This window comes from Candidatus Culexmicrobium sp. (assembly GCF_058356305.1).
This window is the reverse complement of the sequence record NZ_JBTVBB010000015.1, coordinates 82,233-108,901: the sequence shown is the minus strand read 5'-3', so window position 1 is coordinate 108,901 and position 26,669 is coordinate 82,233. Positions and strand designations below refer to the sequence as shown.

At 33.7% G+C, this 26,669-nt stretch carries 30 protein-coding genes; 14 read left to right on the top strand and 16 right to left on the bottom strand.

All coding sequences use genetic code 11. From position 1 onward, the window contains the following. Positions 1–366: 366 nt before the first annotated feature. Positions 367–606: a hypothetical protein gene (locus ACW8TM_RS04720; protein WP_491532126.1), complete on the bottom strand. Its 240-nt coding sequence runs from the start codon at positions 604–606 to the stop codon at positions 367–369. Positions 607–1,038: 432 nt separating this feature from the next. On the opposite strand from ACW8TM_RS04720, the gene ACW8TM_RS04715 reads away from it, so the two are divergent. Continuing rightward, entirely contained in the window at positions 1,039–1,461 is a 423-nt protein-coding gene (locus tag ACW8TM_RS04715; protein ID WP_491532125.1) for a hypothetical protein, read from the top strand. Here the strand turns inward: ACW8TM_RS04715 and ACW8TM_RS04710 are convergent. After that, the gene (locus ACW8TM_RS04710) at positions 1,453–2,856 is read right to left on the bottom strand and encodes a tyrosine-type recombinase/integrase (RefSeq protein WP_491532124.1); all 1,404 of its coding nucleotides are present in this window, start codon (positions 2,854–2,856) and stop codon (positions 1,453–1,455) included. The genes ACW8TM_RS04715 and ACW8TM_RS04710 overlap by 9 nt on opposite strands. A gap of 372 nt (positions 2,857–3,228) precedes the next feature. Between ACW8TM_RS04710 and ACW8TM_RS04705 the strand changes: the two genes are divergently transcribed. Next, entirely contained in the window at positions 3,229–3,963 is a 735-nt protein-coding gene (locus ACW8TM_RS04705) for a 5-formyltetrahydrofolate cyclo-ligase (RefSeq protein WP_491532123.1), read from the top strand. Here ACW8TM_RS04705 and ACW8TM_RS04700 read toward each other — a convergent pair whose 3' ends face one another. Together ACW8TM_RS04700 and ACW8TM_RS04695 are read right to left on the bottom strand one after the other, a co-directional pair. Beyond that, positions 3,964–5,031, bottom strand: coding sequence for a substrate-binding domain-containing protein (locus ACW8TM_RS04700; protein ID WP_491532129.1), 1,068 nt, complete (start codon positions 5,029–5,031; stop codon positions 3,964–3,966). A 73-nt stretch (positions 5,032–5,104) separates the two neighbouring features. After that, positions 5,105–5,704 (bottom strand): peptidoglycan recognition protein family protein, encoded by a 600-nt coding sequence (locus ACW8TM_RS04695; protein ID WP_491532122.1) that lies wholly within the window; start codon positions 5,702–5,704, stop codon positions 5,105–5,107. Between the two features lie 47 nt (positions 5,705–5,751). Between ACW8TM_RS04695 and ACW8TM_RS04690 the strand changes: the two genes are divergently transcribed. From ACW8TM_RS04690 to ACW8TM_RS04675, 4 genes are all read left to right on the top strand, one after another. Then, positions 5,752–6,054, top strand: a complete 303-nt coding sequence (locus tag ACW8TM_RS04690; RefSeq protein ID WP_491532121.1) for an MTH1187 family thiamine-binding protein — start codon at positions 5,752–5,754, stop codon at positions 6,052–6,054. A 6-nt stretch (positions 6,055–6,060) separates the two neighbouring features. After that, complete coding sequence (locus ACW8TM_RS04685; protein WP_491532120.1) at positions 6,061–6,669, top strand: PHP domain-containing protein; 609 nt, start codon at positions 6,061–6,063, stop codon at positions 6,667–6,669. Positions 6,670–6,722: 53 nt separating this feature from the next. Next, positions 6,723–7,532 (top strand): V4R domain-containing protein, encoded by an 810-nt coding sequence (locus ACW8TM_RS04680; RefSeq protein ID WP_491532119.1) that lies wholly within the window; start codon positions 6,723–6,725, stop codon positions 7,530–7,532. 135 nt (positions 7,533–7,667) lie between these two features. After that, positions 7,668–8,204, top strand: a complete 537-nt coding sequence (locus ACW8TM_RS04675; RefSeq protein WP_491532118.1) for a DedA family protein — start codon at positions 7,668–7,670, stop codon at positions 8,202–8,204. On the opposite strand, the gene ACW8TM_RS04670 is transcribed toward ACW8TM_RS04675, so the two are convergent. After that, complete coding sequence (locus ACW8TM_RS04670) at positions 8,201–8,398, bottom strand: hypothetical protein (RefSeq protein WP_491532117.1); 198 nt, start codon at positions 8,396–8,398, stop codon at positions 8,201–8,203. The two genes, ACW8TM_RS04675 and ACW8TM_RS04670, sit on opposite strands and share 4 nt — an antisense overlap. 115 nt (positions 8,399–8,513) lie before the next feature. On the opposite strand from ACW8TM_RS04670, the gene ACW8TM_RS04665 reads away from it, so the two are divergent. Next, positions 8,514–9,260 carry a creatininase family protein gene (locus ACW8TM_RS04665; RefSeq protein WP_491532116.1) on the top strand — a complete coding sequence of 249 codons (747 nt, stop codon included), beginning with the start codon at positions 8,514–8,516 and terminating at the stop codon, positions 9,258–9,260. A 10-nt stretch (positions 9,261–9,270) separates the two neighbouring features. Here the strand turns inward: ACW8TM_RS04665 and ACW8TM_RS04660 are convergent, their stop codons facing one another. After that, a complete protein-coding gene (locus tag ACW8TM_RS04660) occupies positions 9,271–9,621 on the bottom strand; it encodes a hypothetical protein (protein WP_491532115.1) in 351 nt (116 codons plus the stop codon). A gap of 70 nt (positions 9,622–9,691) precedes the next feature. Here ACW8TM_RS04660 and ACW8TM_RS04655 point away from each other — a divergent pair, with 70 nt between their 5' ends. Beyond that, positions 9,692–10,885 (top strand): CaiB/BaiF CoA transferase family protein, encoded by a 1,194-nt coding sequence (locus tag ACW8TM_RS04655; protein WP_491532114.1) that lies wholly within the window; start codon positions 9,692–9,694, stop codon positions 10,883–10,885. Positions 10,886–10,894: 9 nt separating this feature from the next. On the opposite strand, the gene ACW8TM_RS04650 is transcribed toward ACW8TM_RS04655, so the two are convergent. Genes ACW8TM_RS04650 through ACW8TM_RS04635 form a run of 4 tightly spaced genes read right to left on the bottom strand, consistent with a single transcriptional unit; the run spans position 10,895 to position 17,338 of the window. Beyond that, positions 10,895–12,829 (bottom strand): metallophosphoesterase family protein, encoded by a 1,935-nt coding sequence (locus tag ACW8TM_RS04650; protein ID WP_491532113.1) that lies wholly within the window; start codon positions 12,827–12,829, stop codon positions 10,895–10,897. Positions 12,830–12,888: 59 nt separating this feature from the next. Beyond that, a complete protein-coding gene (locus ACW8TM_RS04645; RefSeq protein WP_491532112.1) occupies positions 12,889–13,953 on the bottom strand; it encodes an ABC transporter ATP-binding protein in 1,065 nt (354 codons plus the stop codon). A 13-nt stretch (positions 13,954–13,966) separates the two neighbouring features. Further along, positions 13,967–15,811, bottom strand: coding sequence for an ABC transporter permease (locus ACW8TM_RS04640; RefSeq protein WP_491532111.1), 1,845 nt, complete (start codon positions 15,809–15,811; stop codon positions 13,967–13,969). A gap of 57 nt (positions 15,812–15,868) precedes the next feature. Further along, the gene (locus tag ACW8TM_RS04635; protein ID WP_491532110.1) at positions 15,869–17,338 is read right to left on the bottom strand and encodes an ABC transporter substrate-binding protein; all 1,470 of its coding nucleotides are present in this window, start codon (positions 17,336–17,338) and stop codon (positions 15,869–15,871) included. A gap of 92 nt (positions 17,339–17,430) precedes the next feature. Between ACW8TM_RS04635 and ACW8TM_RS04630 the strand changes: the two genes are divergently transcribed. Continuing rightward, on the top strand, positions 17,431–18,519 hold the full coding sequence (locus ACW8TM_RS04630) for a motility-associated ABC transporter substrate-binding family protein (protein WP_491532109.1): 1,089 nt from the start codon (positions 17,431–17,433) through the stop codon (positions 18,517–18,519). A gap of 85 nt (positions 18,520–18,604) precedes the next feature. Then, positions 18,605–19,012, top strand: a complete 408-nt coding sequence (hypA, locus tag ACW8TM_RS04625) for a hydrogenase maturation nickel metallochaperone HypA (protein ID WP_491532108.1) — start codon at positions 18,605–18,607, stop codon at positions 19,010–19,012. 4 nt (positions 19,013–19,016) lie between these two features. Here hypA and hypB read toward each other — a convergent pair whose 3' ends face one another. Further along, positions 19,017–19,670, bottom strand: coding sequence for a hydrogenase nickel incorporation protein HypB (hypB, locus tag ACW8TM_RS04620; RefSeq protein WP_491532107.1), 654 nt, complete (start codon positions 19,668–19,670; stop codon positions 19,017–19,019). An 86-nt stretch (positions 19,671–19,756) separates the two neighbouring features. Here hypB and ACW8TM_RS04615 point away from each other — a divergent pair, with 86 nt between their 5' ends. The 3 genes from ACW8TM_RS04615 to ACW8TM_RS04605 all read left to right on the top strand — a co-directional run bounded on the left by ACW8TM_RS04615 (position 19,757) and on the right by ACW8TM_RS04605 (position 20,714). Further along, positions 19,757–20,053, top strand: a complete 297-nt coding sequence (locus ACW8TM_RS04615; protein WP_491532106.1) for a hypothetical protein — start codon at positions 19,757–19,759, stop codon at positions 20,051–20,053. 77 nt (positions 20,054–20,130) lie between these two features. Beyond that, the gene (locus tag ACW8TM_RS04610; RefSeq protein WP_491532105.1) at positions 20,131–20,367 is read left to right on the top strand and encodes a hypothetical protein; all 237 of its coding nucleotides are present in this window, start codon (positions 20,131–20,133) and stop codon (positions 20,365–20,367) included. Beyond that, positions 20,337–20,714, top strand: a complete 378-nt coding sequence (locus tag ACW8TM_RS04605) for a class I SAM-dependent methyltransferase (RefSeq protein ID WP_491532128.1) — start codon at positions 20,337–20,339, stop codon at positions 20,712–20,714. The genes ACW8TM_RS04610 and ACW8TM_RS04605 overlap by 31 nt, the downstream gene beginning before the upstream one ends. A gap of 471 nt (positions 20,715–21,185) precedes the next feature. Here ACW8TM_RS04605 and ACW8TM_RS04600 read toward each other — a convergent pair whose 3' ends face one another. Next, positions 21,186–21,842 carry an RNA 2'-phosphotransferase gene (locus ACW8TM_RS04600; RefSeq protein ID WP_491532104.1) on the bottom strand — a complete coding sequence of 219 codons (657 nt, stop codon included), beginning with the start codon at positions 21,840–21,842 and terminating at the stop codon, positions 21,186–21,188. Between the two features lie 116 nt (positions 21,843–21,958). Beyond that, positions 21,959–22,690 (bottom strand): aldo-keto reductase family protein, encoded by a 732-nt coding sequence (locus ACW8TM_RS04595; protein WP_491532103.1) that lies wholly within the window; start codon positions 22,688–22,690, stop codon positions 21,959–21,961. 79 nt (positions 22,691–22,769) lie between these two features. Between ACW8TM_RS04595 and ACW8TM_RS04590 the strand changes: the two genes are divergently transcribed. After that, complete coding sequence (locus ACW8TM_RS04590) at positions 22,770–24,164, top strand: glycerate kinase type-2 family protein (RefSeq protein WP_491532102.1); 1,395 nt, start codon at positions 22,770–22,772, stop codon at positions 24,162–24,164. A 25-nt stretch (positions 24,165–24,189) separates the two neighbouring features. Here ACW8TM_RS04590 and ACW8TM_RS04585 read toward each other — a convergent pair whose 3' ends face one another. The 3 genes from ACW8TM_RS04585 to ACW8TM_RS04575 form a co-directional block, all read right to left on the bottom strand. Then, positions 24,190–24,588: a hypothetical protein gene (locus tag ACW8TM_RS04585; RefSeq protein ID WP_491532101.1), complete on the bottom strand. Its 399-nt coding sequence runs from the start codon at positions 24,586–24,588 to the stop codon at positions 24,190–24,192. Positions 24,589–24,675: 87 nt separating this feature from the next. After that, positions 24,676–25,887 (bottom strand): M20 family metallopeptidase, encoded by a 1,212-nt coding sequence (locus ACW8TM_RS04580; protein ID WP_491532100.1) that lies wholly within the window; start codon positions 25,885–25,887, stop codon positions 24,676–24,678. A gap of 74 nt (positions 25,888–25,961) precedes the next feature. Next, the gene (locus ACW8TM_RS04575) at positions 25,962–26,648 is read right to left on the bottom strand and encodes an HAD family hydrolase (protein ID WP_491532099.1); all 687 of its coding nucleotides are present in this window, start codon (positions 26,646–26,648) and stop codon (positions 25,962–25,964) included. Between the last annotated feature and the right edge of the window lie 21 nt (positions 26,649–26,669).

The window sequence follows — 26,669 nt, the reverse complement described above, 5'->3', positions numbered from 1 at the left end:
GGTTACTAGGGAAATGAAATTTATGAGAGTGGTTATATAACCTCACCACATCTACCTAAAAAACTGATTGGTAGGAAGGTTAAGGTTGTGATTGAAGAGTTGTGTGAATAGTTTTTTATTTTTTATTTTTTTAAGATTTTGGGGTTTCAGGGTTCTCGGTTGTCAGAATTTATAATTATAAATGATGGTAATCTGATGGTATTTTCGATATAATATATAATATAACGTTTTTTGTTTTTTAATTTATTAAAATTCGAATTCGAATACAGGATATCGGACATCGCCAACATCGATGAGATGGAAGTAGTAAGGGAATAATTTTATAAATTTCACTAGATTTAAAAAGGTAGAAATAAATTTCTAATGTTACTCATCAATCCAATACACTTGGAGTTGTGTTAAAATTATTTTCCCTTCCATCTCAAGTTGTTTTAGGACTTCGTAAAGGAGGTTTAAACTAATCTCACTCTCTTCACATACCCGTTCAAGTGAGGCTAGTAGTGTTATTTTATTTCTCCTTAGGAGGGTTTTTAGGTGTTTTTTCAATTCATTCTTATCCTTGCCTTTCAACGTTTTGAAATACTCTCTCAAATCTTTTACAAACATACTAACCCTCATTGTATTGTTGTGTTTTTTATCATTTCTAAATCCCATTTTTAATTATGTTGTTGTATTTATTTATATTATAATTATGTTAATTTAAACGTTTAACTTCACATTGAACTGATGAGAATGGTGGTTGATATACCATTTTAAACCATGGCTGTTGGTATGGATTTAGTTTTGTATTTTTTAAATAACCATTTAAATCATACTGCCAATTTATAATTATAATTTAATCAACCCATTCAATAGGAATGTTGGGGTTTTGACATGGAAGTGTAAATCAAAGTATAATTAAATTTTTCCAAATTTTATTTCAATGAGTGAGAGGATATTAAAATGCTTTTTGGTTGTTATATATTAATCGGTATTTTTGCTATTTACCAACTTAACTGCTCCCTTATAAACTCCATTTTTGTAGGAGGTGATGGGAGAATGGTTGATAAGGAAAAGTTGAATTTCAAGGATGCATATAAAATTGTAAGGTTGTTCATCGATATTGCAATAACAATGATTGACATGGCTAGAAGGTATGGTGTTAATTGGTCTATTTATGACAGTTTCATCGTCATTAAACGTGGAGAAGACGATGCAAATGTAATTACATTCTTTATCCTTAAACCATATACAGATTTTGTTTTTAGTGAATGTTTTATCGATAGAGTTGAACATTTTACTATAGGCAACTATAAATATAAAAGAATAGGTGAAATTGAGATTCCAATGGAACTTGTAAAGTGTCCACCACCAATGATGGGATGGATAGAAATTGATGGTAATTTCAAAGAATATGTTAGGACAAGAGATGACTTGATATTGAAGGCTATATTAAAAGATAAATTAGATAAATTAAATTAAGTTTTTCACTAGTTTTGTAATTAAACTCTCATCCTCTCTTTGTATTTCAGCTACCTCACTTAATAACTCGCTTCTATACTTTGCCATTCTGACGCGACGTAAAAACCGTGCTAATGCCTCAAGTTCAATGTCGTCAAGCTCCATAAATTTATTTATAAACCTCTCAAACCTCCTTAGACGTCTTTGTAAAATTTTATAGTTTTGTTCCAATTCATTTAATTGTTGTTTTAACTTCTCATTCTCCTCTGATAATATTTTTGTTTTAGCCTCAATCTTTACACGTTTCTCCTCAAGTTCCTTCAATTTTGCCTCTACATCGCCAATGGTGAGGTTGTCAATTGCCTTTTTATATTCCTCCTTAAATCTCCTTATCAGTTCAGGGTTCTCAATTTCCTCAACGTCAATGGGTGCGAAATAAACGCCTTGAATCCCGCCCTTATGTCCCATAAAATACTCTACAATAATGCTTGGAATACCGCTTAGCTCACACCAGGTTTTAAAATATTTACGCAGCCCATGTGGTCTCACTTTATACCATTTACGCCCTTTCTCATTAAGGTTGAGTAATTTGAATAAACTTTGTATCCTAAAGTTTGCATGAAAAGTTGTGATTGGCTCACCTTTTCTGTTTCTTCCTCTTGAGACAATTAAATAACTCTCCTCACTTAACTTCTCATCGCTGTCAGCTCTTTGTTTTAAATAAATTAAAATATATTTTAGACATTCAGGGGTTAGAAGTGTTATGTGACCGCCAACCTTACCTTTAGTTATTTCTGTTGGAACTGTGATGATAGGTATTTCATCAATTAATTGGTATTTGTTTGGTTCTTTGAGGTATTGATAAATGTTTATCAACTTTCTATTGTTTTTCTCACCCTCAACCTCGAGTTTGATGTGTTTTAGTTTTAGTTTTATAAACGTCCCTAATCTCAAACCACTACTAGTCAAGCCTGTTATCAATATTTTATCTGATAGATGAGCAATGTTTAAGACTTTAGCTAACTCCTCTTTTCTAGCTAAACGCTCTTTCTCAACCTTTGTTATTTTTGGTTTTTCAATATGTCTCCAATCAACGTCAATATCATTGACTTCCAACCATCTCTTAATCGCTGCAAGAATGTAGTTTATTGAGGATTTAGCAACATTTCTCTCAAAGAGCAGATGGTTGATATAATCATCTATGACACCGTCAAAATCAAATCTACCATAAATTACATCATCAGGGTTAGTGTAACCTAGCCACTTACAGAAATCCTTAACCCAAAAACAATAGTATTTGATAGTATACTGACTTTGACTTCGGCGATAAAGTTTGTATGCCAGCTTTCTTAATGACACTGAGTTACCAGCAACTTTTGTAAAAAATTTGTTTAACCTTTCATCAATTTTTTGCATCATATCACCAATTATAAATTATATGAACTACAATATAAACTTTAATATTAGATTGTGAACTAAAATTAAACATTAAATATAAGGCCATAACAAAATACTCAATTTAAGGAAATATTGTACTCTTTTACTTGTTCTTGTACACTTAATTCTCGAACCCTTAATTTTTCTTCCTAATTATCGCTTGATCTCCAAAACTCACATTTTTCATTTTTCACCTTTTTCTTAAAATAATTGAAGTAAAACTGACATATATATCGTTAAATACATGACATTCATTAAATTTTCTATTGATAGAATTTAATGTACTAAGTCATTATGAAGCAGACAATAACAATCAAATATCTCTTTAAGTCTAAGGTTAGCTTGATAGAAATGAATAGTGTCAAGGAAGAGAAGAAGAGGATTAGAGAGGAGATTTGGAGAATAATGGAAGAAAAAAATATTGCTAGATTCCCTAGACCAGTTTATGGTAGAATTCCAAATTTTATTGGTGCTAAGGAAGTAGCAAGCAAATTAATGAGATTAGAATTTATTCATAGAGCAAAAGTATTTAAAGTTAACCCAGATTCACCACAGAAACCAGTTAGAGAATTAATTTTAAAGCTTGGAAAAAAATTGATAATGCCAACTCCAAGACTTAAGGGAGGATTTCTACTCATAGATCCATCAAGAATACCTCCAAGCCATATAAGTAGAGCTGCAACAATTAGAGGGGCATTTATTTACGGCTCCCCTATAAGTCTTAAAAATATTCCTAAAGTTGATGTTATAGTTATTGGCTCAGTGGCTGTCGCTAAGGATGGTAGTAGAATTGGAAAAGGTGGAGGATATAGCGAATTAGAATATGGAATACTCAGAGAAATAGAAGCAATAAGTGAAGGAACACCAGTAATAACTACTATACATGAAGTCCAATTAGTTGATAAGTTACCCCAAGAAGATCATGATGTTCCAGTAGATTATATCATAACAAATAAGAGAATAATTAAAATAGAATTTAGAAGAAAAAAGCCAAATGGCATAATATGGAGCAAAATTACTGAAGAAATGCTAAGCAAAATGCCGATATTAAGAAAGCTAAAGGAAATGAAAGCTAATTCAAGTTGATTACTTAAATTTAATTTCACCTGTATATTCAGTTGGCAAGTAACCATCATATTTCGAAATAATATCCCTAGAAGATTTAAGTAAATTAATAAAGAAGTTAACTTCAGGTTTATCAAGCTTACCTATGGGAACTATATAGTCAAACTCCTCCCAAGCCACATGAATAGTTTTAAGTTTATAGAGCTGAGCAATATATTTAAGAGATAGACATAAATCAGCTTTGCCAGTAGCCACTGTTCTAATAACATCAAAATGTGTTCTAAACTCAGTTTCAAATCCCTTAACCCTAAATGGTTCAACACCCCTCTCACACAATAAATATTCTAGAAAAACTCTAGTTCCAGAACCCCTATTTCTATTAGCAATAACTAATCCCCCACTTATTAATCCATTAAGAATTTCATCAAAACTATCTAAATCTAATCCAGGCCTCAAAACGAAAACTAATTCTCTTTGATACCCACCAATTAAAATAACTTCATTTTTCAGCATAAATCTCTCAATAAACGGGATATTATAGATTTTCTTCTCAGAATCAAAGAGATGGACTCCAGCAATATCAACCTCCCCTAAAACAATACTCGCCAATCCACCAATAGACCCAGTCCAATAAACTTTAATATCCTCTAAACCCTTCGACCTAGCTAAACCAATTAAATGCTCTAATAACGGGTCATGACTACCCATAATAACTAGCCTTGGTAAAGGCCTCTCAACAATAGGAACTACACCCAACAATTCAGCACATGGCCTAACACGTTCAATAGCATCAGAATAATATTGCAATAGCCTCTTAGCATAACTAGTTAACCTAGTACCTCCACCACCTCTACCACCACGCCTAGCCTCAATCAGCTTAACTCCAAGCATAGACTCAATCTTAAAAATTCTATCCCAAACTCGCGAATATGATAAACCTAAACTTCTACATGCAGTTAAAAGACTACCTCTCTCATCAACCAATCTCAATATTTGAGCAAGTTTAGAATCCAAAACAACATGTCCACGATAAGTAAGAAAAACTTCAACTCCTACCTTCAATTTCAATTTATCATCTAAAGAGAACATCAACTTGAACCTCCACAAATAGAAATCAACTAAATAAAAGTTAAGGTTAACGATTAAACCAGTGAGTTCAAGTCTACTTAGCCAATATTTCTTGAACCTTCTCTCTGATTAAAGATAACTTTTCATATACAAATCGGCCAGGACATTTAGTGGGTGCATAATCTCTATGCCCCCTAATATTTTCGACAGGAATATTATATTTCAAGCACAACCATACAACTAGATTTATTAGGGCTCTGAACTGTTTTTCAGTTACATTAACTTCCTCATAATTTCCTAGAAGTGAGATACCTATATTACCATAATTGTGACCTCTAACATGTGCGCCAACAGCCCATATAGGTCTACCTTCATAAATATTCCCGTACTTATCAATTATGAAATGATAACCAATATCACACCAACCTCGACTATACATGTGAAATCTCTGAATTTTCTTTATTTCATTTATGGCATCACTATAATTATTTGAAGTAGCTGTATGATGTATGGTTATAAAGTTAATGAAAGAGTTACTCTCATACTTACATCTAGGAGAAAGAGCATTCCATTCCTCACGCGAAATAATTGTTGGTTTAGTAATTTTCATTCTATAAATAGATGATATACTCGTGAATACAAGTATCGATATGAGCATAGAAATAATTATAACAGTTGATAATTGAATCCTCATCTAACAAATTATATTACTATCATAAATAAATTTACTATGGTGACACTATGGTAATCGTTGAATTAAGTGTTATACCAATTGGAGTTGGGATAAGCCTAAGCAAATATATCGCCGAAGCAGTAAAGAAACTAAAGGAATTAAATGTAAAATATCAAATAACACCTATGTGCACAATATTTGAAGCCTTAAATATAAATGAGGCATTTAAAATAATATCTCAGGTTCATGAAGCAGTATTTACTGCTGGAGCAAGAAGAGTAATAATCTCCATAAAAATTGATGACAGAAGAGATATCAAAAGAAGAATGAAAGATAAAGTGAAATCGGTAGTAGAAAAACTACAAGAGTAAAAGGATATGAAGATAAAAGTTGACCTTCACATACATTCAACATACTCTGAAGATAGTCAATTAACAATAGATGAAATTGTCAGATTTTACTTTGAAAATGGATTTAATGCAATAGCCATAACGGATCATGAAACTTTTCAAGGGGCAATTAGAGCGAGAAAACTAGTGGAAAGTCTTGGGATTGATTTAACAGTAATTCTTGGCATGGAAATAGAAACAAATGAAGGAGAGATAATAATCTTAACAGATCAAGAAATAGAGGAGATACCAAGAGTTGCTAAGAAACTAATTAGAAAAGTAAGAGAAGTGGGAGGATTAACATATGCACCACATCCATTCGATCCGAATAGAAAGAGTCTAGGAGAAAAAATATACGAACTACATGAAATCGATGCAATTGAAGTCATAAATGCCAATACAAATAAGAAATATAATTCTTTAGCATATGAAGCCATGAAGCTACTAGGTAAACCAGGATTAGCCAATAGTGACGCTCATACAATAGATGACTTAGGAACTGTATATACAATAATCGAAGTTAAAGAAAAAAACATAAAAAGTATTTTAGACTCAATAAGAAAAGGGAAAATTACTAGGAGAATTGTGAAAAAATAATTTAAATGATAATAAAGAGAAATTTACCGATAATTATTTGAGGTGATATTTAGATGAAATTTTATCCTCTAGATCTCGGTCGAGTCATATACATGCCAAATAGAAAAATATATCTCATAACAACAGTCCTACCTGAAGTCCCAAAGTCAATATCAAAAGTCGTTGAAACTCTAGGTAGGTATAATGTCGAGACAATCACTATAATGGGAAATGTCTTTATGGGTAAAGAGCTAGGACACCTAAGCTTCATTGCAGATTTAACTGAAAGTGAAATATCAATTGAAAAATTAATTGTAGAGCTACAAAATCTACCAGAAGTTCTAATCGTCGAATATGCTGAACCAGAAGAAGGATTAATTATAGATAAATATCACTTCCCAATAGTTCATGGAACTGGAAGAGCAGTAATTTTTGACATAGAAGTACTCTCATCAATGTTTGAAGAATTAAAGAAGCAATGGGGTTCAGCAGGAGAAGCATTCATCTTCTATTTAGGATATATGGGAGGTAAAAAATATGCCAAACAAGTTATTGACAAATATAAGGGATTAACCAAAAAGCAAATGGGATTAATATTTAGGGGTATAGGTCAAGCCTATGGATGGGCAATATTCGAAATAAGAGAAGAGGATGATAAGATCATCATAAAGGCAGAAGACCTTTTTGAATGTGCATCCATACAAGTAATAAAGAATAAGCCCAATAGCCAATTCTTTAGGGGATATTTAAGTGGAGTAACAAGTACATTATTTGGGAAAGAAATGATAGCGAAAGAAGTCAAATGTCTAGCTAAGGGAGACGATTACTGCGAATTCGTAATTGAGGAAAGAGAAAAAACAAAAATGAATATATCTAAGGTGTAGTGGAAAGAGGGAAGAGCAACGTCTAGCATAACTCAACAAATAATAGAGTGGGTTAGAAGTCTAGGTGGATATGGTATCTTCCTTGGGGTTATTCTAGAATCATTTATTGCACCAATACCATCGGCATTAATACCCATGGCTGCAGGATTCATCCTAATACCAGCAACCACACCATTCACTGAAGCTATAATAAAATGTTTTTATATAATAGGGTTGATAGGTGCAATAGCAGCAACTCTCGGATCCTTATTTGGATATGGAGTAGGATATCTTGGAGGAAAACCATTAATCGATAAATGGGGGAAAATACTGGGAGTAACATGGAATGAAGTTGAAAAGATAAATCGAATATTAATAGTAGAAAGTAAAGGTAAACTACTATTCTTCACTTCACGTCTAATACCAATAGTGCCATTATCACCTATATCAATAGGAGCAGGGCTAATTAGAATGGATATAAAGAAGTACTTATTGATAACATTTCTCGGAACTATACCAAGATATTTTATATTAGGGTTAATTGGATGGACACTGGGCAAAGCATATGAAAAAGTAAGTAGAAGTATAGAAATAGCAGAAACAGTCATATTCACTATAATCATAATTATTTCTTTGATTTACATAATATACAAACTAAGAAAAAGGAGACATAAAAATCGAAAGAATAATTAACTCCTTGAAAGAACAACTAGTTGTCTCTCAGCATCCACCTCAACAATCATGGCATTTTCAATCTCCAATGCTGATCCATCATCGCAAAGAATTGAAACAGTACTATTCCCATATTTAATGTTAATGGCTTCCCTATGTATTAGATTTAGTTTCCCATTCTCATTAAGATAAACCCTAAGCTTGAATTCACACATAATTTAACCCCACTGCACAAATTATCATTCAAAAATATAACTATTTCTAAAATCACTTAATTTATAACAACAAATGATTTTACACTCCCCCAAACTATAATATTCTGGTGAGAACGTGAAAATAAAAATTGAAGAGATGAGTTGGGTTGAAATAAAGGAAGCATTAGAGACTGGAAAAGAAACAGTTATAGTACCCATAGGTTCAATAGAACAACATGGTCCACATTTACCAGAAGGAACAGATACGTTCGCTGGAGACTTAATAGCAGAGAAAATAGCTTTAAAGCTTGGTAATGCACTTGTCGCACCAACCATTAGACCAGGTTGCTCTCAACATCACATGGACTTTCCAGGAACAATTACACTTACACCAGAAACATTAATGCAAGTTATAAGGGAAGTTTGCAACTCTCTTGCACATCATGGATTTAAGAATATAGTTTTACTTCCAACTCATGGTGGAAACTTTGCACCCACTGCTGCAATTGCACCTGAAATTGCAAGAGAATTAAGGAATGTTAATATTATCGCATTAACTGATCTTAGGGAGTTAATTATGAAGATGAATGAAGTAATGGCTGAATATGGAGTTAGCTTTGAAGAGGCAGGAGCACATGCAGGTGCAAGTGAAACATCCCTCATGTTAGCTTACAAGGAAAATCTAGTAAGAATGGATTTAGCTAGAAAAGGGTACACTGGAAAATATAGTACATCTCAACTATTTAGAAGGGGTTTGAAAGCATTTAGTGATATAGGAGTACTAGGCGATCCTAAGAAAGCCTCCAAAGAAGCAGGTTTGAAAATAATTGAAAAACTTGCAGAGTATTATGCAAATAAAATTAAAGGAGAAATTGAGGGATAAGTGCAGAGCTCTACTTAGTCACAACAATATACTCACAATTCACCTTTTTCATTGCTTCATCTATTAATCCAATCAATTCCTTTAACTCCTCAAAGCTTGGTTTTCTCTCCCATTCAAAGTAAAAGTCGAACTCCCCTAAAGACCATCCACTTTCACTAATAAGCTCTTCCTTAAAATCTATTGCTCTAAGCTCAGTTACTTCTTCAATTGGCCTAAACGGTGGAGTTAAAGGACGATAAAGACTCAAATAATGAAAATACTTTATTCCAGGATGTCTCTTTGCAAACTCCCTTGCAACTTCTTCAAGAGCTTCCAACGCTTCCTTTATCGGAGGGCCAAAAAGCTTAACATAGGTTTTCATATAAAACCCCATACATACTACTATTAAATACAATATATAGTCCTTTAGTTTAAATGATAATGGTGAGAAAATGAAGCTCCCCTTAGAAGGAATTAGAGTCTTAGACCTATCAAGAGTTTTAGCAGGACCATTCTGTACAATGATATTAGGAGATTTAGGAGCTGAAATAATTAAAGTAGAAAGACCAGGGATAGGTGACGATACTAGAAGCTGGGGTCCACCATTCATAGATGGTGAAAGTGCATACTTCCTATCAATTAATAGAAATAAAAAAAGCATTACAATCAATCTAAAACATCCAAAAGGAAGAGAAATAATTTACAAACTCGCAGCTATAAGTGATGTTTTAATTGAAAACTTTAGACCAGGAGTAGCAGACAGACTTGGAGTAGGATACAAAGATATAAGCAAAGTAAATCCCAAAATAATATACTGCTCAATAAGTGGCTTCGGTCAAGATGGACCATATCGAGACAAACCAGCCTATGACCTATTAATTCAAGCCATGGGAGGATTCATGGGAATAACAGGCGAGAAAGATAGACCTCCAGTCCGAATAGGAGTAGCACTCATGGATATTGGAGCAGCTATGTACGCAGCAATTGCAATACTTGCAGCATTAAGAATAAGAGAGAAAACAGGTGAAGGTCAAAGGATAGATATTTCATTACTAGACACTTCAGTTTCATGGCTTTCCTATATGGCAATGAATTATTTCGCTACAGGTAAAAATCCAGTAAGAATGGGATCAGCACATCCAAGCATAGTACCCTATCAATGCTTTATGGATAAAGATGGAAAATACTTTGCAGTTGCAGTAGGAAATGATAATCACTGGAGAAATCTATGTATAGCATTAAAGAAAAAGGAGTGGATAGAAGATCCAAAATATGCTACAAATTCCAAAAGAGTTGAAAATAGAGAAGAATTAATAGAAAATCTAAGTGAAATATTCAGAAAGAAAAGCCGAGATGAATGGCTTAAAATTCTAGAAGAAAATAAGGTTCCATGTGCTCCAGTAAATGAAATAAGTGAAGTATTATCAAATCCACAAGTTTTACATAGAAGAATGGTAACTGAAATCAACCATCCAACAATTGGAAAATTAAAGCAACTTGGAATACCAATGAAGCTATCGAAAACACCTGGCCAGATAAGGATGCCACCGCCATTACTCGGTCAACATACCTATGAAATCTTAAGAAAAATCCTTGGTTACAGTGAAGTAGAAATTGAAGAAATGAAAAGGGAAAAAATTATTTAAAATAAAGCATTACTTTGCCCTAATCTTTATCAGCACCACTACAATTACCACAATAATCACTACAACTACAAGAACATAGTGTATTGGGAGCAGTTGTGGTTGTGGAGGAGGTTGAGGAGGCTGTGGTGGTGGAGATGGAGGCTTTTCTGGTTGACGAATAGTAACACTAAATGTCTTATCTAACACATTACCTGCAAAGTCGAATGCCTTTAATCTTAAAGTGACATTATAAGTCTCTTCTGGAACTTTTATCTCATACTGATAGAAAAGGGAATCATAAACTGTTTTTATAACGTCCTTATTAACCTCAAGAACAGGGATCAAGTGTACTTGTCGCCATTCCTCCTCTCCATCGAATCTATACATTAAAGTTAAGTTCTTAGCGCCCCACTCTAAATCACGCACTAATATGTTTAACATTAAAGTTGAATTGTTAATCAACTCATAGTTAAATTCTAATTGTGGCGGAGAGATATCTTCATAAGATGCTAAAGTAACATAATAATCTTCTTTTGGAAGAATTGTAACTCTAAATCTAAAAACATAAAATTGGCCAACATTTAAAACTTCATATTTTAATGGAGATTTAGGATAAAATGAATATTGCTCTAATGGTCTATCAGATTTAACAACAAACTCTATCAGAGGGGTAATTGGAGAGGAGAGATTATTCACAATATAAATTGATGCAGCATTAGATGAACCATCATTATGAGGAGAGTAATAGTAAAATATTTTTCCAAGAGGATAAGAAGATGGATGTACAGTTGGACTTACATTTCCATTAGTAAATAGTTTTACATTGCCATTCTCATCAATTTTTATCAATCTAAAGGACCAATAGTCCCCTTCCCTTAACCCTCCACCAGCAGGAAGATTTACTTCAAAGTGATGGAAACCATTATAAACCACATAATGTTCAGTATGAATATGACCTGACATTATTAAAGTCACATTATACTCCTCAATTAATTGAAGTAGCTTCTCAGCGTTATCAAGATGATCTCTCCAACTTGAATACAAATACCTGCTAAACTTATCTATTTCCATCCATGAACCATTTATAATCGACGGGCCCCAAGAGAATAGTGGATGATGAAAAGCCAAAATCTTTACACCATCTGTAATTTTACTTAGAATTGATTCAGCCCAATTTAATTGACCAAAATTGATATAACCTTCATATGCTGTATCTAAGGCTATCAGATGGAAGGGACCTAGTCTCTCATAGTAATATAATGGTCCACCATAGACTCGATAATTAGATGCATTATCACCAGCATGATCATGATTTCCAGGAACAATATAAACAGGGAATCTAGCTATCCCCCTAAAAAGTATACTTTGAACCTGCCTCCATGCAGACGCTATAGTGTCAACGTCAACAAGATCACCAGTAACTATTAGAAGGGAAGGCCTAATCAAATTTAACTCATAAATAACCCTAGCTAAAACATCTGCACCATAAGGGAGATGAACATCAGATATATGTGCAATAAATAGTTCACGAGGCAAAGAATTTGAAACATTTACACATTTATACTGTATATATTCAACTTCACCCTCAACATCTGAAACAAAAGCTACTTTTAAATCATATAAATTTGTAGGTATATTTTCTGGGACCTTTACAGTTATGCTCCATAGCTTTTTATCACGATTATACGAAGAATTAATAACCTCAATCTCATAACTACCATACCTTGAAACAAGGAAAACTTTCCAGTCACGTGCTGATTCATCAGCTAAAATAGTTATATTCAATTTTGAACCAAGTACTCCAAGCTTCGGCTTAGAAGGTAAAGGATCGTAGATGACTTCTCTAACAGGTTTTATAGTTTCTTCATAAATTGGAACCTTTATCGCATGGGTTGAAACAATAAAGTTTAACGATATTATCATAACAAGGCAAATTAAAAGCGTAACTCTATCACGCAGATTCAAATTTCTCACCAAATAACTTTCAGTATATTACATATTTAATATTTTAAGCTGAACTGATATCACGATGGAACAATAATAGTGTACTCATATGGGATAGATATGAGTAAAGTATCACCTACCTTCAATTTAACCTCAGGATCAACATAAACTAGAATTTCATGTCCACCAACATTTAATTTAACCTCAATACGAGAACCAATAAAAACTAGCTTCTCAACTATACCTTTAAAAATATTCTTTGACTCACCAGAGGCATTAATCTCGAAATATTCAGGCCGTAAAACACATGATACTTTATCGCCTTCACTCAACCTAACTCTATTATTCGATGATAAACCATAAAGCTCAATGGAATCACATTTAACTAACACTTTATCATCAAAAATCTTAGCTACAACACCTCGAAGAACTGTGCTTTTACCCATAAATGTTGCGATAAAAAGATTTGCAGGCTTCATATAAACCTCAGTTGGTGAACCTACTTGGTATATTTTACCAAAGTTCATTATTGCAATTCTATCTGAAAGAACCATAGCCTCCTCTTGATCATGAGTAACATAAATAGTTGTTATATCTAAATTCTTCTGTAGAAGCCTTAATTCCTCCCTCATTTCAACTCGAAGTTTAGCATCAAGATTACTTAAAGGCTCATCAAGAAGTAAAACCTTAGGCTGAATAACTAAAGCTCTAGCCAGTGCAACTCTTTGTTGCTGACCTCCAGAAAGTTGATGAGGATATCTATTTTCTAAGCCTTCAAGCTTAACTAACTCTAAAACATCCTTAACTCTACGTCTAATTTCATCCTTTGAAAGCTTCCTAATCTTCAATCCATATGCAATATTGTCAAAAACCGTCATATGCGGCCATAAAGCATAATCCTGGAAAACCATACCAGTATTACGTTTATAGGGTGGAAGTAAAGTTACATCCTCATCATCAAAGAATACTCTGCCCCTATCAGGACGTTCAAAACCAGCAATAATCCTTAATGTAGTTGTCTTGCCACAACCACTAGGACCCAAAATTGTAAAGAACTCACCATCATTTATAGTGAGATGAATATCATCAGCAGCCACAACAGATCCAAAACGCTTAGTGATTCCAACCAATTTAACCATAACCATTTAATCCATCTCCTTACAAACCAAAAATAGCCACCCTCTGCCTAAGTATATTATTTGAAAAAGTAATGGCAATTAACTGAACTGAAATCAATAATAAACATAATGCAGCAGCAACACTAACAGTACCAACAGCTGCACTACCATAAATTACTTGGCTAATATAAAATGTTATAGGCCCCCTACCCTGCCTTAAAGCACCTAAAGTCACACTCGTACTAACCTCAGACATAGCATAAACAAAAGTCAGTAACCCCCCACCAATTAAATTAACCGCAATTAATGGCAAGACAATTCGTATGAAAGTGTAAAACTTGTTCGCCCCTAAATTTAATGAAGCCTCTTCAAGTGAAATGTGAACTTGCTGTAAACCAGCATAAATACTTCTAGCAGCAAATGGCATCCTCCTAATAGCATATGCTAAAATAATGAGTGGAGCTGGATCAATTAAAGGATCAAGAAATGTACCCCTAAAATTACCAGCAAAAAATAGGAAGAAACCAACAGCTAATACAATTCCAGGGATTGAAATCGGCATGGTTGCAAGCATGTCTAGCAAATCTACAAATGCAAATCGTGTTCTTGAAACTAAATAAGAAGTACTTGAACCAATGACAATGGCTATTAAGACAGCTATACTAGAATAAATTAAACTATTAACAATAGCTCTACTAACAGTAGCAGAAAACAAATCTTGAACATACTCAAATGTAATTAAAGTGGGAAAAGCACCACTAATAGCCCAATCACTTAGAGCTAAAATTATAACTCCAATTTGAGGCATACATGAAAAGAAAACTAAAATGCCTAAAAAACAATACAGAACAAGAACTTTAGGGAAAGAAATGCGCCTTAATCTAGCAGTCCACCTCCCACCCCTACTAACAGTAGCATATGATTTTAATGATACATAGCGTTTGATCAAGAAGAAACCAGTAAAAGATAGCGCCAATAAAATAACAGAAAGAGCTGCAGTTTCAGGTGAAATTGTCCCACCAAAAGCCTCAGTAAATGACTGAAAAATATAGTATGAAATAACCTTCTTTGCAAGAGGATTACCCCCATACCCTACAAATCCAATGGGAGCAGCTAAATCCTCCATACTAAAAATAAAGGTAATAGTAGCCCCAGCCATAACACCTGGAAGAGCAAGAGGGAGAGTTACAGTTCTAAATAAAGTAAAGCCCTTAGCTCCTAAATTTTCAGCTTGCTCCTCTAAGGATGGATTAATATTTACTAAAGAAGAGAAAACATTTAGATAGACAATTGGAAAGAAACTCAATGTCTGAGCAACAATAATTCCTACAAGCCCATTAATATCGATACGATAAGGAAGAATACGGAGAACGTCATAGAAAAGAATATTCAAAAAACCATTTCTAGGATGGAAAAGCTTTCCTAAAACATATGCATTTACAAATGGAGTAGCAAGCATAGGAATGACCAGGATAATTCTAAAGATATTCTTACCTGGAAAATCATATCTAGCCATTATAAAAGCAACAACAATACCAATAACAGTGCAAAACAATGTCACAAATGCAGCTACAATAATAGAATTAAGAATAATACCATAATCCAAACCCCAAATAAACATTACATCACCATAAACTTCAAATAACTTCCCACCACTAGGAGAAAAAGATACAAAATATCGATCATATAGAATAGAAGTAAACCAATAAAGAGAAAAGACTTCATTATAAATGAAAGCTCTAAGAATAATTGTTCCAAGAGGGAGAATTAAAAGAAAAACGAAAAACAATAAACTGATAGAAAACTGGGTTAAAGTAAATAAATCTAAACGTGAAAACATCCCCCTTAGAATATGTGAATATTTACTTGTAAGCTTAAATTCCAAATATATCCCCAAATGAAATGAAGAAATAAACATTAAAAAATGTTAGGGATAAATTGGTCAGCCACTGAGCTTCTCTATAATTGCCTCATACCTAGCAGTTGCAGCATCCCGCCAAATCCTAACCATTTGAAGTTTAAAGTCTGGATCAATTCGCAATTTATCATTAATTTTCTGGGCATACTCTAGAGTGAAGGAAACAGTAGTTTGAGTTAATGGATCAGTAAAGTTCAATTTTAATGGATTTGTCAACTCATCAATCAACTCAATGAATTCTCCACTACTTATCTTACCTGTCTTCTTAGCCTCAACAATAACCCTCCAAGCTTCACGTAGACGATCCTGCGCCTCAACTAAAGTTGAATGGAAATACCACATCAACGAGTTTTCATAGGAAATAGCTAGCTCATCACTAAATTCAATAGTTGTAGCATTGAGTGTTGACTCATATTGTTTCATTAAATCTTCTCTAGCTTGACCTTCAGGAGTATTAAATACCTCGGGATTAATAGGCAATCTGTTGATATTTTGATCAAGCCAAACTTTTTGGCCCTCAGGAGATAATACCCATTCTATAAAGGCTAAGGCTGCTTCAACATGCTTAGATGTTGTTAAAAGAGCTATCGGGTCACCATTAACTATAGTTCCGTCCTCTGGCAAAACATAGGTACATACAGGTGCTTGTAACTGAGCTGTATAACCGTAGAAGTCAATTGTTATACCTACACCAATATCTCCCCTTATTACAGCATCTCTAACAAGTCCCGACTGATCATAAATAGCAGCATTAGCTGCCATTAAGGTTATAATTTTCCAACCTTCAACCCAGCCGTATGCTTGAAGAATTATCTGATACATCCTAGTATTTGAAGTAGATCTAATAGCATCAGCAACACCTACACATGGACTAGGAGTACCTGCACTAAACATTTCATAGGTTTCATTGGCCAAGTCAATCCACTTAGTCGGCCATGGCAAATTGTAGGTCTCAAGGAACTTTTCATTAACAGTAAAACCGAAAGATGAAATTGCAGCTGCGACCCAGACAATATTTCCCTCCTCATCAAATCGCTTCATTGGTGAACCGCTAATCTCATCTGGCAGAGTATTTACTAGCTCCAGGATATCTCCACTTAAAGGTTTAAGCAAGCCCTCGCGCTTTAAAGTGTCAAAAAGAACTGGACCGCCACCCCATGCAACATCAACATCACCAGCAGTTTTGATAGTGTCAATCCATAATGGAGATCCAACTGGAAGCCACCAAATATCAACTATCTTATACTTCTTAGCTATAGGTGACGCCAAGAAAGCCTCTTCAGTCTTTCTAAGAATATCTTCTCCATGTCTAGTTATAACTTTCAAAGTAATTTGCTCTTGTGTAGGAGGTTGCTGTGGAGGCTGTTCAGGCGGTTTTTCTGGAGGTTGTTCTTCAATTGGTGAAGGCATAAGGAAATTGTATGCTAGAAAACCACCAATAGCGATTATAACTAAAATAACGACGAACGGAATAATCTTACTTCGATTAGACAACCATAGCACCTCAGTTATAAGCTCTGTATGATGATGAATTAAGAATAAGATATAAATATTTCCCGTTTCAGACTTCGAAATGGTGTTTTGAAATGAATTTTAGGAGATTGACACTATTCTTAATGGTTCTGGCGAGCATTACCATATTCTCACCATCATTAACACTTGCACAAAAACCAAAAATTGTTGTATTCATGAAAGGATTAATGGGAGTAGATTATCAGCTAGTAAATGCAACAAACGACTTAAACCAATATGAGTGGCATATTGTAACTGAAACATTAACAGCAGAAGACCTAGCTGGAGCAAAGGTATTAATAATAATAATGGTCGATCCAACCATGACAGTTACAGATGATGAATTAACAGTTATAAATAACTGGCTAGATGAAGGACATAAGATGATTTGGGTTTCAGGTGAAGCAGACTATGGAGGAGAAGGTCCACCCAGACAAGAAACAACAAATAAGATACTAGAAGCAATAGGTAGCAAATTAAGGATAGATCTATCAGAAGTAACAGACACTGAATCCAATGGTGGAAAACCATATAGAGTATTAGGAGTCTCAGACAATTGTGATGAAGAAGTTAAATTCCTAGTTGCAGGCGTATATAGAGCACTATTCCATGGTCCAGGTCCAGTAATAGCATATGAAAATGGGGAATACATAAAGCTAAATGAAAGGAAAGTAGAAAATGTATATAGAGTAATGTGGACAACAGAGTACGGCTCAATTGCAGAATTTAATCCACCAACCTCATACATCTACACTCCAGGTGAAGAAGGAAGATTTGTTTTGCTAGCTATAGAATTAGTTCCAGATAAAAAGAACGTCATAGTTCTAAGTGGAGATGCACCCTTTGACCACTATACTGGAATGTATAAACCAGAATTAAAAAGATATGAAAGATATGCACTTGAATATCCACAACAAGGAGCAATATTATTCTCAAACTTAATCCACTATGGAGTTAACATAGACAAACTATTTGAGTTAGTATCTTATCCAAAACAAATTAGCCAACTTCAAAGCGAATTATCAACCGCTCAAGGAAAAATAAGTGAACTTGAAGGACAAGTAGCATCACTACAATCAACAATGCCAATGTACTCAATTGGAGGAGTAATAGTAGGACTGGTAATTGGCTTTGCAATAGCCTACTTCATGAAGAAAAAATAAATTCGTCCTAAACCCCCCATTTATTTTATTGTAAACTAATTAGTTAATGGAAAAAGTTATCTAGATATTTAAAGGTCATTTCTATGTGCACGAAGCAACAATAGCCAACAACATAATTCAAATAGCAATAAAAATAGCTCAAAAAAGCAGTGCAAAAAAAGTTCACCGCATATCAATCATAATTGGAGAACTCCAACTATTAGATATTGATGCACTAAAATTTGCATTTGAAGTTCTATCCGAAAACATTCCTCTCTTAGAAAAAACAAAATTAGAAGTAAAAATCAAACCAGCCAGATTCAAATGTCTAAAATGCGGCGAAGAATGGAGCTTCACTGGTAAAGATGAAATGGAAAAAGAAAACATCAATAGAATACACTTTACACCAGACTTAATAGTTAATTATCTTAAATGTCCCAAATGTGAATTAAATGACTTTAAAATAATAAATGGAAAAGAACTTTACATAAAGGAAATTGAAATTACAAAATAAAAGACTATCTTAAACCTAAAACTTTAGCTAAATTATCAATTCCATAACCAGTCTTAGCACTAGTCGTAATTATAGGAGCTTTAGGATTAATCTTTCTAGCATCAGAAATCATTCTATCAACATTAACCTCCATAACCTTAACCAAATCATACTTGTTAATTACAAGTACATCGCAACTCATAACCGTCATAGGATGCTTAATAAACTTATCCTCACCCTCAGTCACACTAACAATGAGAATGCGCATACTAGAACCCAAATCAAAATAAATTGGGCATATTAAATTCCCAACATTCTCAATAAACAATACTTTGACACCACTAATATCGAGCTTCTCTAAAGCCCTTTTAATATGAATAGCCTCTAAATGACAAGCTCCACCAGTATTAATTTGAATACCCTTAACACCATGTCTTAAAATTCTCTCAGTATCAAGAGTAGAAGCAACATCCCCACCAATATAAGCAATTTCACTTAAATCTCCAGAATAAAGTTCAATCAATCTCTCAATCAAGGCAGTCTTCCCTGAACCGGGACTACCAAGAAACTCAAAAACACGAATCCCCCTAGAAGCAAACAATTCCCTAAGCCGAGAGGCAATTCTCTTATTAGACTCAAGAATAGGCTCATCAACTCTAACCACAACAACATTAGTCATCCAGTTCACCTCATTAGACTACCAAAAAAGAATTAATAACATTTATGAAAACTAAGATTAAGAATAAGCTGTAAATGTGAAATAAAATGCACATTAAAATTACAAGACACTGCCATAAAAGAATATTCGAAAGAGCAGGAATACTTGAAAAAATAGAAAGAGAAAGATTAATAAGAAAAATGGTGAAAGAAGGCGACATAATAGACATTCAAGGAAAAAATGTTCTAATTAAATATAACAAACACTACCTGATCATTAGGTTAACTAGTAAAGGGCCAGTAGCAATAAGCTATACCTTCAAGATTATTCCCAGAGGATTCAACCAAAGATTAACAAGTGAAAGAAAACTTAAAGAACTGGTGAAAAATAAGATAAAAAATTAGTATTTGTAGAAAACATTCATTAACATTAGCATAGAACATATTAATTTAAATAATGATTTTTATAATGTAATAATTTGATGAAGAAAGAAGTTTACTATAGAAGTGAGCATAAGTTAATGATATACATATTTGCTACAATTGGTACTGGATGTATTATAGTAGGACTTTTCCAAACATACTTAGCCATTATAGGAGTAGTTCTTGCCGCCCTGGCTTTAATTCTCTACATACCTTCAAAATTTGGTAAACCCCTAATCCAAGAAGAAATAGTAAAAATAGCTGAATCAAATGGTTCAGAAAAATTCTGGATATAGGAACAGGATATGGCTTACTTGCAATAGAGTTCGCCAAGAAAAATAGGAGTAGATATATTTGTGGAATAGATATTTCAACAAAAGCTCTAAAAAACTCACTTAAAAACGCTGAGATTGTAAAAGTAAAGAATTATGTAACTTTTATCCGTGGAGATGCGAAAAACTTACCATTCCCCAACGAAAAATTTGATATAGTTGCATTAAATCTCCTCATGAGTGTAATACCTAAAGAAAAGCAGAATAAAGTAATTGATGAAATGCTAAGGGTGTTGAGGAAAAAGGGAAAACTTATAATAAACGATGTAAAAATCGAAAAATACGTTAACTTATTAGATAGAAAATATTGAAGGAAATTAGAGTTCATATACCGGGCAGAAAAGCTAACCTGGCTTTCTTCGGAACAATGAAAATATTAATTGGGGAAGAATGAAAAGACCAGCTCTAAGATTAACAGATAAAATAAACTTAAGGAATTAATTAAAGTAAAAGCAATCTCATTAGCGATCATAGATTCCTAAAGTATTTTTGATCATATCTTTTATAAAGATAAATGGTATCAATGTTAAAAACGCACTAAAATATGTTAACATTAAAACTAAAATAAAGATAATCATTTGAAGGATTAATGTTTTTAACTTGAAACCTAATTTCTCACCACCCACTAAAGTATATATCACTCCCAAGATTATGTGAATACATATCATGATATTCAAAAACGTAATATCAACCATAACCACACCCATATAAATATTTGATCGGGAAAATTAAAATTTAAGTAAATGAAAATTAAATCATATAAATTATAAATCGAATGTGAATTACATCAAATTGATATATTGGATTTTAACCATGCAATCAACTGGAACATAGCTTACTAAGTAGACATTTCTACCAGCTCTAAGAATTTGATATCCATGCATCCTTAATTTTTCGGCATCAATAGTTATTATAGCTAGATTCTTACCATGCCTTCTAGCCACTTTTAATGCGTCTTTTAAATTATCTGTTAAATGAACATATAATCTATTCATAGACCTTAAACCCTCACTTAGAATCTTAGGGATATTAGACCTTAAAGTTCCATGATAGAGAATCTTGACATTCTTATCTTCAGGTAAGTTTAATTTAACCCTTAAACTATGACCATAGGTAGCCCGTATACGTTCATCCTTAATTTCAAATCGCTTTTTAGGACATGTTTCAGCTACAGCATAGATGTGGATTGGTGAAAGCCAGCTCCAATCATCCCTAGACAAATATTTCTTTATGCCATTAACTAGAATTTTGATGTTAACAAAGCCTTCTTCATCCAAATCAACTCGAATTAAATTAGGTTTATGACGTAGAATTAATGAGAGAAGCTTACTCAACTTCAATCTTCGATGCCCATCCAAAACTAATCTACAATACTCACCACAATGCAAATTATCCTTAGTAAATTTTCCACAAACCCTGCACTGATAAATGGACTTCAACTCAAATTAACATAACATAAATCCGATATAAACAATTAATCCAAAATAGAATAAAATAATCAAAGGCGCCAGGTTGCATGGACAAGTCAGCATAATAAAAAAGTTACTTGAACATATTAGAAATCAAATAGCTTTAAAGCTATTTTAAATGTCTCCTCAGCCTCTTCCCTTGATGCAACACCCAATGCAACACCCTCCAAGCAACTGCATTGTGAAACAAATTTTAACGCCTCCCTTGGATTTAATCTACCTCCAGCTAAGATCTTCTTACCAATTACAGGTTTACCAGCATTCTTGTAAAGGTTAATAGCCTCTTTAGGCGAAATGTCCATGAATATTCCATCCAAATTTATTGGAGCCAATATTAAGTCAAATTCAAAATCTCTCTCTAAAAACCAAGGAATGGTTTTGCCAGGAGTATGAGTAGCAATTCCAGTTAATGGAGATAGAATCTTAATTTTCTTCAATAAGTATTTAATGACCGACTCATTAAGTGTATCAGAAATTGCTCCATGAAGTAAGATCACTGTTGCATTTAAATTTTTAAGTCTCTGTAAGCTATTATTCACTTCATCTGGTAAGATGCTTCCAACTATAACAATATCATCATATGACTTCATGGCTAATTCAAGTCCAGAGACAACCCAATGATAAGGTAATAGTTGAACCCCTTTAACTCCCATATCAAATACATTAACCATTAAGTCTCTTATTTTCTCAGGCTTATTATAGAACATCAACTGATAAAGAAAAGCTCTTTCACCAAATTGACCAGCACCAATAAACGGAGAAGTTCCAAGAAGCACCCTTGGAATTTTATACCCCCTAACCTTAAAATATGAAGTCAAAATTTCACCCACTTAAAATATGGGGCATTAAAGTATTAAGTTATTTCAAAAAATATGTATAGTTTGAAGGCGGTTAGAATTGAAAGAAGAACAGTTTAGATTCATAAGAAACTATACCGAATTAATTGAAGAATCATCAAGTGAAAATCGTATAGCAAGAATTAAGGCTTTAAGCTTAATTGAGGAAGGATTGAAATCCGTAGACCCCAAAAAAGCTGTTAGAAAACATCTAAAAATTGTTGACAAAAAATTAACAGTGAATAAATATACAATTGAAATCAAAAACAATAGTAGTGTATATGTTATAGGGGCAGGTAAGGCATCTGGGAAGATGGCTGAAGCAGTTGAAAAAATATTATCAGACTACATTGAAGATGGTATTGTAATAATTCCTAGGGGAATAAAGATTAAAACAGAGAAAATTAAGATTATTGAAGGAGATCATCCGATACCATCAGAAATAAACATTAACGCCACAAAAAGGATTATTGAATTAATCGAAGAAGCTGAAGAAAACAGCTTGATAATATCATTAATTTCTGGTGGAGGATCAGCACTCCTAACATTACCAGCTGAAAAAATAACATTAAAGGACCTTTCAGAAATTACTCAGAAACTATTAATGAGTGGAGCAGATATAAAGGAGGTAAATACTGTCAGAAAACATCTCTCAAAAATTAAGGGTGGACAATTAGCTAGAAAAGCTTATCCCAGAAAAGTAATCTCACTAATCATATCAGATGTTGTTGGTGACCCAATAGATGTAATTGCTTCAGGACCCACTGCACCCGACCCAACCACATTTAAAGATGCACTTAATATTTTAAAGAAATACAATATCTGGGAAGACGCACCATCAAGTATTAAAGAAAGAATTATAAATGGAATTCTAGGTTTAATAGAAGAAACTCCAAAACAAAATGACATTATTTTTTCAAAGGTTTCAAATATAGTAATTGCAAGCAACTTAACTGCATTGAAGACCATTAAAAGTAAAGCTAAAAAAACAAGTTTAAATGCAATTATACTTTCATCCCAAATAGAAGGAGAAGCAAGAGAAGTAGGAAAAGTTTTCAGTTCAATCGTAAAGGAAGTAAAGACCTCAGGAAACCCCATTAAACCACCTGCAGCCATTATTTGTGGAGGAGAAACAACAGTTAAAGTATTAGGCAGTGGAATTGGAGGAAGAAATCAAGAATTGGCATTAAGTGCAGCAATTTCAATTACAGGGCTAAAAGGAACAGCTATAGTAGCTGTGGGTAGTGATGGAATTGATGGAATAACTGATGCTGCAGGAGCAATAGTTGACGGTGAAACAATAATCGAAGCTGAAAAGTTAGGCTTAGATGCAAATAAATACCTAACTAATAATGACTCCTATACATTCTTTAAAAAACTTGGAGGAAGCCTCATTTATACTGGAATTACCGGGACAAATGTGAATGACTTTCTTGTAGGAGTGATTGAAAGATAAAGAATATGGAATAGGATATTTAGATCTAGAAAACCCTTATCTCTTTGACTTTATCGTAAACTTCAATGGTTGCGGCTATAGGCTTCAAAACCTTCCCTTCAGGTGTTTCTTTGATTGCATATTCAAGCTTAATCCTACAGGGCATATCCTGTACGCCATGAGAGCTACTCGCTTCAATTATCTTGGCTGCAAACTCTCTCCAATACTCAGTTGAAATTTTAGGATTAGCCTTCTCCCGATTCAAGATAGCATAAAACGCTCTTTTTAATCTGAATAATGCGCCTCTACCTGAGGGAGAGATCCTAGTAACAATCTGTTGAATAGCAATTTTACCCTCAAGAGCAGCTAAAATCTTCTCTATCTGCTCATCTGAAAAACCTTCAACTTTGAGCCTTTTAATGAGTTCCTCTCTAGATTCAGACATAATATATGTCACCAAGATATATTATATTACTAACTTATTTATATTAATACATACTATGTAAAAGTGAAACTAGAAATACGAAAACGATTAGAATCTAGATAATCTTGCTATTTCCTTTTTTCTATCTTCCAACTCCATTTTAGCCTTCTCAACTAAGCTGGGATTTAAAAGCAAGTCTAAAGCAGTCATTGCAAGAATCTTAGAGCCTAAAATTAATGCTCTACGACCAGCCTCTGAACCAGCAGCCCTAGCAAATTCTATTGAATGCCCAGGAGTACCAGTAGGCACCAATGCAACTCTCACTTCGACTGAAGGAATAACTTGACTTACATTTCCAAAATCAGATGAACCTAAACTTTTTCGTCTTTTAACTTCATCAAGAGGCTCCACTTCTTCACCTAGCAAAGTAAAATTCTCCTTAACAAGACTCGTTAAAATGTCATTTGGGATCAAGTTGGCATAAGTATTAGCAGTCTTAGTAAACTTCATTGAAGCCCCAGTTTGTAATGCTGCACCTTCAGCACACTTCCTAATTTTTTCAACAACCTCCATTAAATACTCAATTGAAGCTGCCCTCGCATAAAATCTTCCAGAAGCATAATCAGGGACAATATTAGGTGCTTCACCACCCTTCTCAATTATTCCATGAACCATAGCATCCTTTTTTAAATGTTGTCTAAGTGCATTTATGGAAACGAAAGTTAATATTAACGCTTCAAGAGCATTTATCCCTTTATAAGGAGCTCCAGCAGCATGTGCAGCCTTCCCAAAAAATTCAATTCTAAATGCCTCCCTAGCTAATGAAGAATAACCAACATAGTTTGCATCACTCGGATGCATCATTAAAGCAACATCAGCTTTAGAAATTTCGTTAAGCATTAAAACTTTTCCACCAGCATTCTCCACATAACCTTCCTCAGCAGGTGTACCGAAAACAACGATCTCTCCATCTAAATCATCCATAATCTTACTTAGAGCTATGGCAGCACCAATAGCAGCAGTACCGATAAGATTATGACCACAAGCATGTCCCAATTTTGGGAGAGCATCATACTCTGCTAGAAAAGCAATTTTAGGTGTTCCAGTTCCCCTTCTAAATACAGCCTTAAAGGCAGTCGGTAAATTACAGACACCTAGCTCAACTTGAAAACCATGCTTTTTAAGTTCTTCACTTAAAAGCTTTGAAGCCATGTATTCTTGAAAACCTAACTCAGGATTTCTATAAATAGTATCACTAATCTCAATTAACCTACCTTTCAGTCCATCAATAATATTACAAACAGCTTGCTTCAAATTCAATTACAAACCCTCCAGTCAAATAAGTAGGGGATAAATATTATGAAAATGAAAACTAAAAATCTTATTGCTGAAAACTAGGTTAAAGGAGAGGTTAAAAGATAAAGAAGTGATGGAAGCTCTGCAACACTACTTATAATATAGTCAGCACCGCATGCTCGTAATTCAATTTCGCTTCGAACCCCAGTTTTCACTCCAATAAAAAGAACTCTAATCTTCTTCGCACACTCTACATCAAGAATGCTATCACCAACAACTACAACTTCACTAGGCTCGAGACCTAACATAGAAATTGCTTTTAACAAATGTTCAGAATGTGGCTTAACATTTCTAACATCATCCCTAGTAACAATTGCATCAAAAAATCTCATTAAACTAAAGCGTTCTAAAACCCTTAAGGTAGGTTTTCTTCCACATAAAGTATAGAGAGCTAATTTAAGCCCCAGACCTTTAACATATTCAAGAACAGATAAAGCACCAGGAATTAATGAAAGCCTCTCAGCAGCATTTAGCTCATACCTCTCAATGATCTCATATAAATCGGACAATATTCTTCTACGTACATTACTATCTAATTCCATTCTCTCAGCAATATAATGAAAATTCTTAACTATAGACCATATACTCGTTAATTTATAGAATGAATGTAAAGGAATGTTATTTAAACGAAGAACATTAAGTAAATCACTTCTCAATTTATTACGATCAACTGAATAATAAACCAAAGTACCATCCAAGTCAAAGACTACGCCACGAATAACCATTTTAATCTCCAATTCAAATTA